Annotated in this window: 19 protein-coding genes; 5 read left to right on the top strand and 14 right to left on the bottom strand. The window is 27.9% G+C overall.

Annotation, left to right across the window (positions count from 1 at the left end; translation table 11 throughout):
• Window positions 1–287 precede the first annotated feature (287 nt).
• From QP548_RS03680 to QP548_RS03665, 4 genes are all read right to left on the bottom strand, one after another.
• Window positions 288–1115, bottom strand: coding sequence for a PTS system mannose/fructose/sorbose family transporter subunit IID (locus QP548_RS03680; protein WP_003457176.1), 828 nt, complete (start codon window positions 1113–1115; stop codon window positions 288–290).
• Window positions 1115–1921 carry a PTS mannose/fructose/sorbose/N-acetylgalactosamine transporter subunit IIC gene (locus QP548_RS03675; protein ID WP_061428496.1) on the bottom strand — a complete coding sequence of 269 codons (807 nt, stop codon included), beginning with the start codon at window positions 1919–1921 and terminating at the stop codon, window positions 1115–1117. Before QP548_RS03675 ends, QP548_RS03680 begins: the two co-directional genes overlap by 1 nt.
• 157 nt (window positions 1922–2078) lie before the next feature.
• The gene (locus QP548_RS03670; protein WP_003454565.1) at window positions 2079–2576 is read right to left on the bottom strand and encodes a PTS system mannose/fructose/N-acetylgalactosamine-transporter subunit IIB; all 498 of its coding nucleotides are present in this window, start codon (window positions 2574–2576) and stop codon (window positions 2079–2081) included.
• A gap of 154 nt (window positions 2577–2730) precedes the next feature.
• Window positions 2731–3150, bottom strand: coding sequence for a PTS sugar transporter subunit IIA (locus QP548_RS03665; RefSeq protein ID WP_003454549.1), 420 nt, complete (start codon window positions 3148–3150; stop codon window positions 2731–2733).
• Window positions 3151–3560: 410 nt separating this feature from the next.
• Between QP548_RS03665 and QP548_RS03660 the strand changes: the two genes are divergently transcribed.
• The gene (locus QP548_RS03660) at window positions 3561–4763 is read left to right on the top strand and encodes a 6-phosphofructokinase (RefSeq protein WP_061428498.1); all 1203 of its coding nucleotides are present in this window, start codon (window positions 3561–3563) and stop codon (window positions 4761–4763) included.
• Window positions 4764–4821: 58 nt separating this feature from the next.
• On the opposite strand, the gene QP548_RS03655 is transcribed toward QP548_RS03660, so the two are convergent.
• Window positions 4822–5187 (bottom strand): C-GCAxxG-C-C family protein, encoded by a 366-nt coding sequence (locus QP548_RS03655; protein WP_061428502.1) that lies wholly within the window; start codon window positions 5185–5187, stop codon window positions 4822–4824.
• A 256-nt stretch (window positions 5188–5443) separates the two neighbouring features.
• The gene (locus QP548_RS03650) at window positions 5444–6730 is read right to left on the bottom strand and encodes an aminotransferase class V-fold PLP-dependent enzyme (protein ID WP_061428504.1); all 1287 of its coding nucleotides are present in this window, start codon (window positions 6728–6730) and stop codon (window positions 5444–5446) included.
• A gap of 169 nt (window positions 6731–6899) precedes the next feature.
• Between QP548_RS03650 and QP548_RS03645 the strand changes: the two genes are divergently transcribed.
• Window positions 6900–8831 (top strand): ABC-F family ATP-binding cassette domain-containing protein, encoded by a 1932-nt coding sequence (locus tag QP548_RS03645; protein ID WP_061428506.1) that lies wholly within the window; start codon window positions 6900–6902, stop codon window positions 8829–8831.
• Window positions 8832–8976: 145 nt separating this feature from the next.
• Here the strand turns inward: QP548_RS03645 and QP548_RS03640 are convergent, their stop codons facing one another.
• From QP548_RS03640 to QP548_RS03630, 3 genes are all read right to left on the bottom strand, one after another.
• Complete coding sequence (locus tag QP548_RS03640) at window positions 8977–9444, bottom strand: dUTP diphosphatase (RefSeq protein ID WP_061428508.1); 468 nt, start codon at window positions 9442–9444, stop codon at window positions 8977–8979.
• Window positions 9445–9572: 128 nt separating this feature from the next.
• Complete coding sequence (locus QP548_RS03635; protein WP_061428510.1) at window positions 9573–10166, bottom strand: hypothetical protein; 594 nt, start codon at window positions 10164–10166, stop codon at window positions 9573–9575.
• Between the two features lie 85 nt (window positions 10167–10251).
• The gene (locus tag QP548_RS03630; protein ID WP_061428513.1) at window positions 10252–10806 is read right to left on the bottom strand and encodes a DUF1836 domain-containing protein; all 555 of its coding nucleotides are present in this window, start codon (window positions 10804–10806) and stop codon (window positions 10252–10254) included.
• Between the two features lie 238 nt (window positions 10807–11044).
• On the opposite strand from QP548_RS03630, the gene trhA reads away from it, so the two are divergent.
• Entirely contained in the window at window positions 11045–11692 is a 648-nt protein-coding gene (trhA, locus tag QP548_RS03625) for a PAQR family membrane homeostasis protein TrhA (RefSeq protein ID WP_003481593.1), read from the top strand.
• 46 nt (window positions 11693–11738) lie between these two features.
• On the opposite strand, the gene QP548_RS03620 is transcribed toward trhA, so the two are convergent.
• A complete protein-coding gene (locus QP548_RS03620; protein WP_061428515.1) occupies window positions 11739–12623 on the bottom strand; it encodes a LysR family transcriptional regulator in 885 nt (294 codons plus the stop codon).
• A gap of 11 nt (window positions 12624–12634) precedes the next feature.
• On the bottom strand, window positions 12635–12919 hold the full coding sequence (locus QP548_RS03615) for a hypothetical protein (protein WP_061428517.1): 285 nt from the start codon (window positions 12917–12919) through the stop codon (window positions 12635–12637).
• A 176-nt stretch (window positions 12920–13095) separates the two neighbouring features.
• Here QP548_RS03615 and QP548_RS03610 point away from each other — a divergent pair, with 176 nt between their 5' ends.
• Window positions 13096–13812, top strand: a complete 717-nt coding sequence (locus QP548_RS03610) for a polysaccharide deacetylase family protein (RefSeq protein ID WP_061428519.1) — start codon at window positions 13096–13098, stop codon at window positions 13810–13812.
• Between the two features lie 16 nt (window positions 13813–13828).
• On the opposite strand, the gene QP548_RS03605 is transcribed toward QP548_RS03610, so the two are convergent.
• Window positions 13829–14365 (bottom strand): hypothetical protein, encoded by a 537-nt coding sequence (locus QP548_RS03605; protein WP_061428522.1) that lies wholly within the window; start codon window positions 14363–14365, stop codon window positions 13829–13831.
• 118 nt (window positions 14366–14483) lie between these two features.
• Complete coding sequence (locus QP548_RS03600) at window positions 14484–15119, bottom strand: hypothetical protein (RefSeq protein WP_061428524.1); 636 nt, start codon at window positions 15117–15119, stop codon at window positions 14484–14486.
• 217 nt (window positions 15120–15336) lie between these two features.
• Here QP548_RS03600 and QP548_RS03595 point away from each other — a divergent pair, with 217 nt between their 5' ends.
• Window positions 15337–16992: a SulP family inorganic anion transporter gene (locus QP548_RS03595; protein WP_061428525.1), complete on the top strand. Its 1656-nt coding sequence runs from the start codon at window positions 15337–15339 to the stop codon at window positions 16990–16992.
• Between the two features lie 40 nt (window positions 16993–17032).
• Here the strand turns inward: QP548_RS03595 and QP548_RS03590 are convergent, their stop codons facing one another.
• Window positions 17033–17185, bottom strand: a complete 153-nt coding sequence (locus QP548_RS03590; RefSeq protein ID WP_003457268.1) for a hypothetical protein — start codon at window positions 17183–17185, stop codon at window positions 17033–17035.
• Window positions 17186–17201: the final 16 nt, after the last annotated feature.

Raw genomic sequence — 17201 nt, 5'->3', positions numbered from 1 at the left:
ATCTCCTAAACAAATATTTAAATCATTAATATAAATTATATCACATAAAAAAACTTGTATAAAATATATTTCTAAATTGCAATATTAAACTAATCTAGTCTTACTTATGATTTAAAAATTAATGATAAATTAAAATACAAAAGGATATATTAAAATTGCATATTTGCAACCATAATATATCCTTTTTATAATTTCATTTTTTAGTAGAAATTATCCACGTACTATCTAATCAAAATGTAAAGTAAAAATTCTTAATATTTAAACCACTGAATTTTTATAAGTATATTTTAGCATATTCCTAATAAACCTAATATTATACCTAAGAACATAACACCAAACATCACCATGTTTATGTTAACTTTTTTACGTAAAAGATAGAATGCAAGTAAAGTTACACATAATGGAACTATACCAATGAATAACTGATTCAGATATTCTTGAATCATAATAGGCTTGTCGCTTCCTTCTACAGCAACTTGAAGTATAGTTTTGAACTTAACATTAGATGCAGTCATAGAACCCATCATAATAAGACCAAGTATGCTTGAAGCTTTAGTTAATATTTTCATACCGCCACTTTCATACAATTTTTGTATAAAGTTAGCACCTACTGAATATCCACTATAAAGTGCATAATAATGTATTAAAAATGCTGGAATATTATATAACAATAAAAATACTATTGCCCCTAAAGGTGAACCTGTACTAGCTAATGATATACCTATACCTGCTGCAACAACTCTTAAAATTCCCCAGAAAAAGGAATCACCTATTCCTGAAAGCGGCCCCATTAATGAGGCCTTTACAGCAGTAATTGAACTTGAATCAAAGTTTTCATCTTCACTATTTTGACGTTCCATAGCAGATACAAGTCCCATAATAAAATTGTTTAAATGCATAGTAGCATTAAACCAAGTAGTATGACGAACTAAAGCTTCTGATCTTTCCTCTTTAGTTTTATAAAATCTATTTATTACAGGTAAAAGAGTATATATAACTCCCACTGCATGATATTGTGTAGCACCAGTACGGCTAGCATTCATAGTCCAAGAACGCCAAAATACTGAACGTAACATTTTTTTATCTTCAATTGATAAGTTTTCCTTCATCTTCATTACGCAAAAAATTCCTCCTCTTCATCTTCTTTGGTCATCTGTCCAGACCCTTTAGGACTTGCAAGGACAAGATTTGAAATCTGTAAATCCCTTTGTGAAGTTACAACGCATATTACAACTCCCACCACTGCTACCGCAACAGCTGGCAGTTTTAAGTAAGCTGTAAGAATAAATCCTAATAGATAAAATACTGCTAATTTATTATCCCAAAGTAATTTCATTAACATTGCAAAACCAACTGCAGGTAAAAGTCCACCAGCGGCACTTAATCCATTCATTAGTTTAGCAGGTATATTTTCTACTAAGGCATTTACAGGACCACTTCCAAGTAATACACCTAAGAAAGATATAGCTGATATTATAAGATAATATAATACCCATGTACCGTAATGAAGTGCTACTATTTTCTTTTGATTATTTTCTCTAGCAGCATCGTCTAAAGCAGGTGCAAAAACATTCATTAAAACGTTTTTTAAGAACATAACAACAAAAGCTGCTAACATACCAATAGGTATAGCTAGTGTAATGGCTGCCTTTGTTTCAACATGAGAAATAATTGCAAAAGTTGTTGCTAAGGTAGTTGCAGTAACCGGTTCTGCTGCTATAACCCCACCTATATTAACATTTCCTAGGAATACGGCTTCTAAAGCTGCCCCCATTAATATACCTGTTTTCATATCTCCCATTAATATACCAGTTACAAGACCTACTACTAAAGGACGTTCCATCATACTTTGTCCTGTTAAATAGTTACCAGCAAAACAGATAAATACACTTAGTGCTGCCATTAAAGCATGCATCAACATATTTTTTACCCCCTAAAAATATTTAGTTTTTTAATATTTACTTCTAAAAGCTCTATTAAGCTTTATTTTTTCTAAAAAAATTCAATGTAAATCGATTTATAAACTATTCTAAAATTTTAATTTAAACTAAGTCTAGTTTATCTAATCAAATATTATATTAAAATTGTGCTAAAGCTTTCTTTAAATCAAGCTGTGGATTTGATGGTAATACTTGATTATAAGATTTAACATTAGTTAGCTCTGATAATTCCTTAGCAGCTTTTAATTCATCTGGATTTAATTGAACACTTGAAAATACCATTACCTTGTCTTTTGGATTAGACTTGTCAAAACGCCCTGCATTAGCAACGTTTACAGATTCTATATCACTAACTTCTTTAGCAATCTTTGTAGCATCTGATACACTGTTTACTATAACAAACATTCTTTTATCCTTACCACGAGGATCATTAAAAACTTTTATAGCATCCTCAACTGAACGAATTAAAAGTTTCATTCCATTTGGTACAGCCATTTTTAAAGTCATTTGCATAACTTCATTTTTTGCAGCCTCATCATTTGCTACTACTAAAAGTGGTGCATTTAGCTCCTTTGTCCATACTACTGCTACTTGTCCATGTATTAAACGGTCATCTACACGTATTTGAGTTATCATAATTTTTTCCTCCTAAAATTCAAAATACTATTTTGTTAATTTTTTCTTTTTAAACGATTACTATTACTTTAAAAAAATTTATTATTTCATATAAATATAATTAATCGTTTTCTTAAAGGGTATTGTTAGATATTGGTTTTTAATTTCTTAATATCTAGAAAAAGTCATCCTCATCATCACTAGATAACTTTGTTGAAACAAGAGTTACTTGAGCTTCATCTATAGCATTTTTTATAGACTCCTCTGTTAACTCATCTTCAGCTGAAAATAATATTGATAATACTATTGCTAAATTAGCGTTAGAAATTATAAAAATATTTTCTTTTTTAGCAGTTGCAACTTGTGTTACTGCTTTTTGATTAACACTACCACCAAATAAATCAGTAAATATTATACCTTGCTCATTCTCTCCAATGCTCTCTATAAAATTTACAATTTGTGGAGTGTAATCCTCATCGGTGATATATGCATTTATAACTTCTACATCATCACCCTTATCTGCAAGTATATTTAAGGAACTTTGAATTCCCCCTGCCAACTTACCATGGCTTGCTATTAAGATTTTTTTGTTCATAAAAAATTCACCTCTCGTTTACTAATTATATCACCACTTGAACAAAAATCAACCAAAAAATGAATAAAATAGAAATATTTTTTGAATCTTTCTTAGTTTTTCTTAATAGTTTTTTGATAATATTTTTAATAAGTTACTCAATTTTTAAATAAAACTCCATTTATTTTTTTAAATTAAAATATCAATTAATTTTTAAAAAAATTTAATTAAATCCTATACTTTTTAAAAATTTCAAAATAAACACGAATTATTTTCCAACTCAATTTATATTAAAGTTTTATTTATTTCTATTTGACAAGAAATATTAAAGTAGTGTATATTATGAAATAGAGTACGTTATTAAGTTTAATAGTATAGCACATTTACCTTTTTATATATAAATGTGCATAATAAAAGGAGAGATTTTTCAAATGAATTGTATTATAGCTCAATCTGGCGGACCCACTTCAGTAATAAACGCTAGTGTTTATGGTCTAGTTAAAGCAAATAAAAAACTTAATTTATATGAGAATGTTTATGGTGGATTAAATGGAATAGAAGGTATTTTAAATAAGAAAATAATAAACCTTTCAGATCTTGATGAACTTCAATTAGAAAGATTTAAAAATTCACCAGCCTCTGGTTTAGGTTCTTGTAGATATAAATTAAAACCTCTTAGCGAAAGTGAAGATGAGTATTTAAAACTTTTAGATATTTTAAACTCACTTAATATAAAAGCTTTCTTTTATGTAGGTGGAAATGACTCAATGGATACTACTGCTAAATTAAATGCTTTTGCAAAAGCTAAAAATATAGATATAAAATTCTTTGGAATCCCTAAAACAATAGATAATGATTTAATGCACACAGATCACACTCCAGGATTTGGTAGCGCTGCAAAATTCATATCTACAGCAGTTTTAGAAACTTATTTAGACTCAAAAGTTTATACTAATAATGGAATTTTCATAGTTGAAACTATGGGAAGAGATACAGGTTGGTTAGCAGCTTCTGGTGCCTTAGCAACTATAAATGGAACTAAATGTGCTGATTTAGTATATTTACCTGAAAGAGCATTTTCAGTACAAAGCTTTTTAACTGATGTAGCTAGAATATTTAAAGAAAAAAAACATGTATATATAGTAGCTTCTGAAGGATTAAAAGATGAAAATGGAAAGTTTCTTACTGAAACTGCACCAAATGACGATTCATTTGGACATGCTCAATTAGGTGGTGTAGGTGCTTACTTAAAGAACCTAATAATCCAAGCTAGTATAACACATAGAGTTAAATCTCTAGAACTTAATACTCTACAAAGATGTTCTATGCATGCTTCATCTAAAATAGATGTAAATGAAGCTGTTATGGTAGGACAAGCTGCCTTAGAAGCTTCTATTAATTCAGAAGGTGGCTATATGGTTGCTATAAGAAGAGATTCTTCATTCCCATATAAGAGTTCTACTTTTTTAATTGAAGCTGATAAAATAGCTAATAATATAAAATATTTTCCAGATGAATGGATAAATGAAGAAGGTAATAATATAACCGAAGAAGGTTTATCATACCTTAAACCATTAATTAGCGATTTTGAGGATAGAGATTCTCTTCCTCTTTATCATAGTTTTGTTTTATAAATATTATTTAACTCAATTACCTACATTTAATAAAAGACATGCAGAAAATGCATGTCTTTTATTTTTCTTTAAGAACATCCTTTAAGGTATCATATGCAAAATCTATTATTTCCGCACAACTTACCTTACTTTTCTTTAAGTCTAAACAAATTTCTGAATTAAACTCTTCTCTTATTCTATTTAGAAGTTCTTTTGAATAAGCTCTTGCCTCATTTTTCTCATCATTATTCTCTCTTCCTTTTATGAAACCAATAGCTACAACTGCTCCATTTACGGCTCCACATAAACTTCCAACAGCCATTCCTGTTCCCATGCCACTTCCTAAGGCTACTGGTATGTCCTTATTAAATTCTTCATTATAAGATTTTATAATAGCCTCTGCACAAGTATATCCTTCCTTATGATATTCTGATGGATTTTTCATATTTTTCTCCTTCTTTCTAAAATATCTCATGTATATTTAACAAAAGATAAATATTTATAATATTCTTCAACCTATTAAATTAAACTAGTAAAATAACTTCTAAATAAAATATATAACTTTTATTTTTTAATTTAATATAAGATTAATTACATAATTTATAATATCAAAAATTTCTTTTTATTTCTGTGATTTTACATAAAAAAATTCTAAATAAATTCTTATATATGAAAACTTAAGAATTTATTTAGAATTAATTTTACAATCTAAAATCTTTTTGTTTTACTATTTCTAAGGTATTTAAAAATTCCTCTATTTCTTCTTTAGTATTATATAATCCTAAACTTACTCTTAACATACCTGGTCTAGGTTTATTGCTATAAGCATATTTTGAAAATTCTTCATCCTTAAGGTTTAAAAGCCTTCTAACATAAGGATGAGCACAAAAAGTTCCATTTCTAATAGATATTCCCCTAAGGTTAGCTAACCTTTCTGATATTACATCATGGTGAATATCTTTAATATTAAACACAACTACTCCTATTCTATTTTTATAATTAGAATCTCCATATGTTATTATATCTGGCATACATTTTAAGCCTTCTAATAAAGCTTTTTTTAATTTTTCCTCTAATAATTCTATTTTTTCAAAGCCTATAGATTTTATTACTTTAATTGATGATAAAAGTGAACAAACGCCTATTATATTAGGTGTTCCTGCTTCAAAACGCTCTGGTTCACTATCTAAAAAGACTTTATTATCTGAAACTAAATCCACTGCTCCTCCACCTTTTAATAATGGATCTTTATCTTTTATAAGCTCTTTCAATGCAATAATTACTCCTGTTCCAAAGGGAGCATACATCTTATGAGCTGAGAAAACTAGAAAATCTATGTGATCATTATTTCCTGTTCCCCCTATATTTATTGGTTTATGAGCAACTAACTGAGCTGCATCTACTATTATTTTAATTCCATTATCATGGGCTATTTTGGCTATTTCATTTATTGGATTTAAGTATCCTGTTACATTAGAAGCACCTGTTATTGTTAAGTATTTTACTTTTCCTTTGTGTTTTTTAATTAATTCTTCTATCTTTTCTTTTTTTAAAAGTCCTAGTTCATCCACTTCAACATATAAAATATTGCTACTTTCTCTCCAAGGCAAATCATTTGCATGATGTTCCATTCTAGTGCTTATTATATAATCCTTTTTGTTTCCTAAAGAATGTGCTAAAAGATTCAACCCTTCAGTAGCATTTTTAACATATATTACAGTATAATCCTCTGTATTCTTAACATTAAAAAACTCTAAAATCTTTTTTCTTGAGTTTTCATAAAATTCATTACAAAAATTTGCTTTATATCCTTTTCCTCTTCCAATGGAACTATATACATGCAACATGTCACTAACACATTTTAACCCTTCTTTTAAAGCAGGTGTAGTAGCTGCATTATCAAGATTAATTGGTACTATCTTTTTTCCATTGTAAATAGTTATTTCTTCATCAACGCCTATAAACAATTCTCTAAAATTATTATTCATAACACATCACTCCAATGGTATATATTATTCTAAAGGTTTAAATTAGGTTCTTAAAACATAAGCATTTCATGGAATCCTTTCTAAGTAAACATTTAATTTGATGAAACTCTTCATTATTAGTATAATTGTATGTGATTAATACTATAAATTCGATGATAGGAGTTTTAAAATGATTATTTTAAGCTGTAGACACTTAACTAAAAGTTTTGGTATTGATGAGATTTTAAGAGATGTAACATTTAATATAAATGAAGGTGAAAAGGTTGGTTTAATAGGCCCAAATGGAGAAGGTAAATCAACCTTATTTAAAATTCTTACCAAGCAACTAGATTATGATAGTGGTGAATTATTTTTAGATAAAAACAAAACCCTAGGATATCTCTCTCAGAACTTATCTTTAGATAGTGAAAATACTATTTATGATGAGATGCTTTCTGTATTCTCATCTTTAACGGAACTTGAAGATAAAATTAAAACCTTAGAAGAAAAACTTAATGAACCTTATGATGCTTCAAAGGAAGAATATCATAATAAACTTATAAAAGATTATACCTTATCTCAAGAACTTTATGAAAATAGAGGTGGTTATACTTTTAGGGGAGAAATTTCTAGAGTTCTTAAAGGTTTAGGTTTTTTAGAGGAAGATTTCAACAATCAAATTATAAACCTTAGTGGGGGGCAAAAAACTAGATTAGCACTCTGTAAACTGCTTTTAAGAAAACCAGACTTACTTCTTTTAGATGAGCCTACAAACCACTTAGATTTAGAAGCTATAGAATGGCTTGAAGAATATCTTAATGGTTATAAGGGAACAGTCTTTGTTATTTCCCATGATAGATTTTTCTTAGACTCTGTAACAAATACAACCTTTGAACTTATTGGTGGAAAGATACATTGTTATAATGCAAGTTATACAAAATTTCTTGAACTTAGAAAAAAGGATATTGAAGCTAGATTGAAAGCTTATAATCTTCAACAAGCAGAAATAAAAAGACAAGAGGAAATTATAGAAAAGTTCCGTTCATTTAATAGAGAAAAAAGTGTTAGAGCTGCTGAAAGTAGACAAAAAGCTTTAGATAAAATGGATCGTTTAGAGGCACCAGAGGTTATAAAAGAAGCTTCTAAAATAAGCTTTGAAACCTTAGTTAAAAGCGGAAATGATGTTTTACATATTGAAAACCTAAAAAAGAGCTATGATAGTCTTTTATTTGAAAATGTAAATTTAGATTTAAAACGTGGAGAAAAGGTTGCTCTAATAGGGGAAAATGGTAGAGGTAAGACTACTCTATTTAAAATAATAATGGGAATGTTAAAACAAGATTCTGGTTCTGTATCCCTTGGTAAAAACGTATTTACAGGATATTATGACCAAGAGCAATCTAATTTAAATCTCCATAAAACCATAATAGATGAAGTTTGGGATGACTTCCCTAATCTTACTACTACTGAGGTTAGAAATTATCTTGCTTCTTTCCTATTTACTGGTGATGATGTATTTAAAGAAATTTCCCTATTAAGTGGTGGTGAAAAGTGTAAGATAAACCTTTTAAAACTTATGCTTTCAAAAGCCAATCTTCTTCTTTTAGATGAGCCTACAAATCACTTAGATATTATGTCTAGAGAAGCTCTAGAAGATGCTATTTTAAGTTATGATGGAACTTTAATAGTAATTTCCCATGATAGATACTTTTTAAATAAAGTAATTAATAAAATCGTTGAACTTCAAGAAAATGGACTTAAAACATACTTAGGAAATTACAATTATTATATGGATAAGAAAGCTAATCCTAATAGATATGAAGATATTGACGAAGAAATAAACCAAGGTAAAACAAAAACTCAAATAAAAGAAGAAAGAAAAAAGAAAAAATCTGCTGAAAAATCAGCTAGAGCTTTAAGAGCTCAACTTAGAGATGTTGAAAAATTAATTCCTCAAAAAGAAGAAGAACTTGAAAAACTTCAAGGAATGCTTTGTACTGAGGAAGTTTATTCAAATCCAGAGGAAAGTGTAAGAGTAAATAAAGAAATCAATTCCATTCAAGAAGAAATAGATTCTCTTTATGCCACTTGGGAAGAACTTTCTGAATCTCTAGAAGACTAAGCATATTATAACACCATAAAAAAAGAGACTGTGTAGAAAATTTTTATAAATAAGTTTCTACACAGTCTCTTTTAAATTGAACTATAAAATAGTGTATTAAAATAAATTTCTTAAAGTTATTTTAATATACTATTCCTTTATTTATCTATTTAGTTCCTGTAGTACCAAATCCACCACGATCTTTGTTTCCAAAGGATTCTACCTCTTCAAACTCTATTTCTGGCATAACTTCCATAATTCTAAATTGACCTATTTTATCCCCTTTCCTTATCCAAGTCCCTTTAATTTCTTCCCCATTATCATCACTTTCAATGTCTTTTCCCTGTAGGCAATAAACAGGCATATGCCACTGATCATTATCTCCTATATATGTATCATCTACAACGCCAACACTATTAGTTTGTATAATTCCCCAAGTTTTAAAAGTTGAACTTCTAGGTGCTAAATGTCCTTCCCATCCTTCTGGAAGTTCTAAAGCAAACCCTAAAGGTACCATTGCTCTCTCTCCACATTTAACAAATACATCTTTATTAGCATATACATCTATCCAATTACCCTTTGTTATTTTTTTTAATTTAGTTGCTTTATCAAAATACTTAATTCTAATTATCATATCAAATTCCTTTCTTTTGTTTAATCTATATAAATTTTTAGAAATTAAACTATAGCTATTATATAATTTTATTTCTAAAAATTAAAGCCCACAGAATATTCTGTGAGCTTGTAATAATTTAATTCTAATTATTGGCAACATGCTCCATTATTACATCTACAACGTATAGGTGGTCTATTACAATCTTCTTCTCTATCTCTTAATCTATTGATTATTATTACCTTAGCATATTTATTTCTTGGAGAAATACATACTTCATAACATGGATAATATTCTGGTGCTTCAAAATAGCAACGATCTACAGGTTGTTTAACAGCATATAAGCCATCTTCTAAACATTTAAAACAAACCTTTCCACAACGGTCTGTATATTTGCAATCTACAAGTTCAAAACCAGTATTACAATCTACTTTATATAATTCTATTGGCATTCCACTTATTGGTTCACCATCAGAACATCCTAATAAGGATTGAACTTCAATAGTTCCTTTCTTAGGAATTGGTTTAGGTTGAGGTCTCTTACAACAATCTCTTCCATCATCACAGCATCCATGATTATGATCATGATGATTGCAATGGTCATGATGATCACAATGATTGTGGTGATCATGATGATCACAGTGATTATGATGATAATTATTATATCTTGCATCTTCAAATAATTCTTCTAATTCATTTAATTCTATTCCTTGAGAATCACATTGGTAATCTTTATAATCCATAATTTACCCTCCTAGGTTTTATCATATGATTAATATATATTATGACTACCAATTACAAAATGTTACATTTTATGTGTTTTAACCTCTATTCACTATCAAGTATTTTTTCAGCTAGCTTTTTATATATATTTGCTTTATTCACAAGCATTGCAGATAAAAGTAATTTCTTTTCACTACTTTCTAGGGAATTAAATTCTTCCCCTAAATTATTTAAGTCTATATTAATCTCTTTTTTTATATCTTCTGCATTCTTTTCTTGCCCTTTTAAATATATACTATAGAGCTTTCTTATATCCTCTGAATTAAATTCATCCTTATTATATCCTTCAACAATATCTCCTAAAGCTAGTTTTATATCACTAAGTGCTAATATACCCTTCATATTATATATAAAGCACATAAGTATAATATGTTCCTTACTATACTTTTTATTTTTTATATCCATCAACAATTTTCCCTTAGCATAATTGTTAATCATAGTTTTAGTTAAAATCTTATCTTCTTCAAATCTCTTATTTCCACCTAATTTATTTTCAAATAATTGTATTACTTGATCCATATATAAATCTAATTCTGGTATATCCTCTAAATTAATATTATTATCTAAATTTAAACTCTCTAATAAATCATTTAAATTCATAAAATCACTTCCATTCCATTCAATTTATCACATAGTTTCTAAAACTACATTTCATCCTATATATATTATATTATAAGGAAATCAAAATAAATTCAAGTTATTTGGCAATATTATCTACATATCATTAAAATTCTCCATAATTTAAAGGTTGATATATTCCTATATTTAAAGGATAATTGTAATATGATAGTAAGTAGTTTTGAAAACTACTTGAAAACTTTTTCCTTGGAGGTATGTTATGAAAAATACGTTTTTTAGAGAACCAATAAATGGTTTTACTCATTTATTTGGTGCTATTTTATCAATATTCGCCTTAGTGGCACTAACAGCTAAAGCTACTTATATATACGGGATTGGATTACCACTTTTATCAGTTATTCTATTTGGTTTTTCATTAGTGTTGCTTTATAGTGCCTCTGCTATATACCATTTAGTTAATGCAAAGGAAAAAACTATAGCATTTTTAAGACGTTTAGACCATTCTATGATCTTTATACTTATCTGCGGAAGTTATATGCCTTATTGTCTTATTGGTCTTGAAGGTAAAGCTCAAATTTTTATAACTTCTTTAATAGTAATTCTTACGATTTTAGGTATTTTATTTAAGATGGTTTGGTTTAATTGTCCTAGAATTCTTTCTACTCTTATGTATATAGGAATGGGATGGATTTCTTTAGGTGCTATTCCATTTTTCAAAAACATACCTGCTTTAGCATTAATTTGGTTAGCAATAGGTGGAGTTATATATACAATTGGTGGAATAATTTATGCACTTAAACCAAAATTTCTTGAATTTAATAACTTAGGATTCCATGAAATATTTCATATCTTTATATTATTAGGAAGCCTATGTCACTTTATATCAATTTTCTTTTATTTACTATAAAAGAAAAAGGACAGTAATACTTAAAAATAAGTATTACTATCCTTTTTTATATATCTGAATTTTTAATTTTATCTATAAATATCTCTAAGTTTTTAGAAATAAACTTATCTTTATGATATACAAGATATAACTCTCTACTTACCTTAACATCCTCTATTTTTATTTCCTTAATTAAGCCTTCTTTAATCCTTTCTTCAATAGACTTACAAGAAACACATGCTATGCCAAGTCCTGTTTCAACAATTCTTACAATAGCTTCCGTATTTCCAAGTTCCATATATACATTATAATTACACCCTTTGTTTATAAGATAATTTTCTATAATTTCTCTTGTACCACTTCCAGGCTCTCTCATAATAAATTTTTCATCTTCTAAGTCTCTTAAAGTTATTTTTTCCTTTGAAAATATAGGATTATTAGGATTTGCTATAAATATTAATTCATCCTTTCCTATATTTAAAATTTCTAATTCATCTGATTTTACATATCCTTCTACTAAAGCAATATCAACCTTATTTTCTATAATAAGCTCTTCTATTAACTGTGTATTTTCTATTATTAAAGATATTTCTATATTTTTATGTAACTCATTGAATTCCTTTATTAATTCTGGAAGTATGTATATACCTATTGTTGTACTTGCACCTATAACTATTTTCCCTTTTTGACCTTCTTTGCTACTTCTAATGGTACTGTTAGCCTCTTCATAAAGGTTTAAAATTCTTCTACTATATTCAAAATATACTTCACCCTCATGAGTAAGATAAAGTCTTTTACCTATTCTATCAAAAAGTTTAACATCAAGATCACTTTCTAATTCAGCTATGGCTTGACTTATAGATGGCTGACTTATATACATAGACTTAGCTACTTTAGTCATATTTAAACATTTAGCTGTTTCAAAAAATATTTTTAATTTTCTAAAATTCATTAAATCAATCCTTATTTATCATCTTTTACTTCTTCAAAATCCACATCAATAACAGGGCCATCATCTTGCATATCAGCCTCTGATTTCTTTTCTTCTTTTGTAAATGTGTAAGTATAAGTTTCTGTTTTTTCTTTTTTGTTTTTATTAACATACTTTCTTATAAATTTAAAGTACACCCATCCTATAAGGATCAGTATTGCAACTCCTATTAAAACATAAGGTAATACCCAAATTGCAAAAGCGAATATAAGTATTGTAACAATTGTTCCTAATAATATTCTTAAATACTTCTCCATATATTATCACTCTCTTTTATATTTTTTATTTTATTAATTATAACATAAAGTGAAAGAAATAAAAAACAATTATTCCTTTCTAATTTGTAACCTAAGGTGCTTATATTTAATGCTTTTTTTGAAAATACTAATTAAGATGTCTTAAATATAGAAATAATACTTAAGGAAGTGATAAAATGAAAAAATTTGCTTTTCTACTATTTGTGTTGATATTTTCTTTTTCAGTCTTATCTACCTTTTCAAAACCTATTAAAGGTGCTGAATTAGAAAAAAATCCAAAAAAAATATTTTTAACCTTTGATGATGGTCCTGGTGGTAAAGTTACAGAAGAAATTTTAAACACCCTTAAAGAAAATGATGTAAAAGCTACATTTTTTTTAATAGGAGAATTAGTAGAAAAACACCCTGATTTAGTGAAAAGAATGAATGATGAGGGTCATTCCATAGGTGTACACACCTTTACCCATGAGAGAAATAAAATTTACAGAAATGATGCTTCATTCTTAGAAGAGAACTTAAAAGCTCAAGAAACTATAGAAAATGTTATTGGAAAGAAAGTATTTTCTCTTAGATTTCCATTTGGTTCTAATAATAGCACATATACTTTAAAAAAATCCTTAGTAGACTCCTTACATGAACAAGGCTTTAGAATATATGATTGGACAGTAGATAGTACTGATGCCCTTAATCCAAATTTAAGCCCAAGTTCTATAATCCAAAAGTCAATTTCTAATTCTGATTATATTGTGCTTTTAATGCATTGTGGATATTCTAATAATAATTCTGCTAAAGCATTGCCATCAATAATAAAACATTTTAAATCAGCAGGATATAGCTTTGAAGTAATAGATGAAACTACTCCTGAAATTTATAGATTAAAAAATAAATGTTGAGAAAAATTCTCAACATTTATTTTGTTCCTAAGGTTAAAATAGATTCAACTAAGGTTTTAGCTATGCATTCTCCCTTTTCAACCACTTCAGATTCATCCTTAATATTTAGATTTAAGTCTATTATTATACTTGGTTTATCCACATATAAAAGATTATAAACTTCTGCGTTCTTAACACCCTTATTCTTATAATTGCTTAATTCAAAAAATGAGCATATGTTCTCTGCAAACTTTCTACTCTTTGAATCAAATTCTTCTACAAAACAAAATATTTCATTCGACTTTGAAAAATCAACATTTAGAGTAATATGCAAATCTGATTCACTTCTATTTACTCTTTTCACTATGCTTTTTAACTTTTCTCCATTTGAAATAAAAAATTCATTATAGGGAGTAAAATCAATAAACCTTAAATTATTTTGAGCTACTTCCTTCTTAAAAAAATAAAGAATAGTTCGCTGAATTTTTTCTTTTAAATCATCTGATGTATCCTTATCTATAATATGCCCTTTACCTAAGTCCAAACTTATAATGGCACCTTGAGCTAAATACATATTATCCTCCTATGTTAAAGGGTTCTAATTTATAATATGTTCTTAATTGCCAAAGTGCCATTATCTCACTTATTTCACTATATTTTTATTTATAATATTTAAAAATTAATAGGCTAAACTATTTTCTTACTATAGCCTTATCTCCATTTTCATAAATAACTAATTCTAATTCTGGATTAATTTCTTCAACAAAGGCTCTTATCCATGAATTTCTTAAATTATGAAACTCAGTTACATCTCCGCCTACTTCATTCCAAAATCTTTCATGTAGGTCTCTACTCATATGCCATACTATTTTTTCAGGAGAATTTTCTAAAACTTCATTAATTCTATCACAAGGCATACCATCTAATATATAATCATTTAAAGAATTATACACTTCTAAAATATTTTCTCCATCTATTTGTCCTTTACACTCATCTGCATTTATTTTTCCATGGTTTTCATAAAGCTTTATAAGCTCGCTCTTTATTTCCTTATCTTCCTTTAACATATTAGTTGTGTAATATGCACATCTACCCTCAGCTGAATTTATTCTTGCTTCTAACCAGCCATGTATATTACCCTCATCTATTATTTCATCTAAAGGTTTGTTTGGAGTTTTTTCTCCAAAATTTAAGTTAGCATAAGAAACCCAAGCCTCTACTGGCATATTTCTTTCTTTTGCTAATTCTAAAACTTCTTCCTCTAAATTTTCAAACCACTTTATTTTATCAAATAACCAAAAATGGATTTTCCCTAAAAATAAGCTCATATTTTCACCTCTTAATATAATTTATAAGTAGATTATATTTTATCTTTCCCTATTATTCCGTAACATAGGTTACCTTCAAGAAACAATTTGTAAACTTTCCGTAAATATTATATATTTCTTAATTAATAACGTTTCAAATCGTTCCACGAAATTGTAAATATACCATTTAAGTAATATAATAGAAATCGACTGTTTTATAAGGAGCTGATATATTTCAATGTACAAACCAAAGTTAATTTCTCTTTTAGATGATAAAGAGAACGGATTTTCAAAAGAACAATTTTTTAAAGACTTAATCGCTGGGATAATAGTTGCTATTATTGCCTTACCACTATCTATTGCATTAGGTATTTCTTCAGGGGTATCTCCTGAAAAAGGATTAATAACTGCAATCATAGCTGGATTCATAATTTCATTATTAGGGGGAAGTAGAGTTCAAATTGGTGGACCTACCGGTGCCTTTGTTGTTATAGTATTTGGTATTATACAAAATCATGGAGTTGATGGACTAATAATTGCCACATTTATGGCTGGTATTATTCTTGTTTTATTTGGTTTATTACGATTTGGTAGCTTAATAAAATACATACCTTATCCAATAACAGTAGGATTTACTTCTGGTATAGCTGTAACTCTTTTCTCAACACAGGTTAAGGATTTTTTAGGACTTTCAATGACTAAAACCCCTTCTGAGTTTATACCTAAGTGGGAAGCTTACATATCTCATATGAACACTACAAACCTTTATACATTAGCTATAGGATTACTAGCACTTATTATTTTAATCTTTTGGCCAAAAATAAATAAAAAGATTCCAGGATCTTTAATAGCTTTAATAGTAACAACTTTAGTAGTATTTATATTTAATTTACCTGTTGCAACTATAGGAAGTCAATTTGGTAAAATAAGCTCAAATATTCCAATGCCTCATATTCCTAACCTAAATCTTAATACATTAAAAGCATTAATAGGACCTGCTTTTACAATAGCTCTTTTAGGTGGAATTGAATCTTTATTATCTGCTGTTGTTTCAGATGGTATGATTGGAGACAAGCATAATTCAAATGCAGAACTTATAGCACAAGGAATAGCTAATATGGGTTCTTCTCTATTTGGAGGAATTCCTGCTACTGGAGCAATTGCTAGAACTGCTGCTAATGTTAAAAATGGTGGAAGAACTCCTATTTCTGGTATAGTTCATTCAATAACTTTATTACTTATAATGCTTGTATTTATGCCTCTTGCTAAATTCATTCCATTAACTACTTTATCAGCAATATTAATAATTGTTTCATATAACATGAGTGAATGGAGAACTTTTAAGGCAATACTTAAGGCTCCTAAAAGTGATATAGCTATATTACTAACAACATTTTTCTTAACAGTATTATTTGATTTAGTAATTGCTATAGGAATAGGAATGGTAGTTTCTATGTGTTTATTTATGAGAAGAGTTGCTACTTCTATAGAAGTAAATGAATTAAATGAAAATGACTGTTCTGATAAATCTAATATAGATACTGATATGGAAAATCTTAAAGTTGGAGAAAATGTCTTAGTTTATGATATAAGAGGTCATCTTTTCTTCGGTGCTGTAGATACATTTATGAATACAATGAAGGAAATAAATGATGATGCAAAGGTTCTTGTTTTAAGAATGAGACATACTAAGACTTTAGATGTTACAGGCTATAAACAAATAAAAAATATAGCCCTAAGTTGTAAGTCTCGTAATATGACTTTAATAATATCTGAATTGCAGGAACAACCAAAAAAAGTTATGAGACTTATGGGATTTATAGATACTTTAGGTGAAGATCACTTTGCTACAAATTTTGATGAAGCTTTAGAAAAAGCAAATTCTTTAATTTAAAATAAAAGACACTAGTAATTACTAGTGTCTTTTTCATTTTCTATTCTTCAGATTCTATATTTTGTAACTCTAATTCTAAGTTTTCCATATCTTTTTTATTTTTTTGGTTTTTATCATATAACAGTGATGCTACAAAAGCACTTCCTGCTAGGGCTAATAGAGCAAGTTTTCCTTTTTTTATTTTTTTACTCATAATCTCACCTCACCAC

The organism is Clostridium sp. UMB9555A (assembly GCF_030222355.1).
GTDB lineage: Bacteria > Bacillota > Clostridia > Clostridiales > Clostridiaceae > Sarcina > Sarcina perfringens.
Note: the sequence above shows the minus strand (reverse complement) of the source record. Positions and strands in the feature narration are given on the sequence as shown.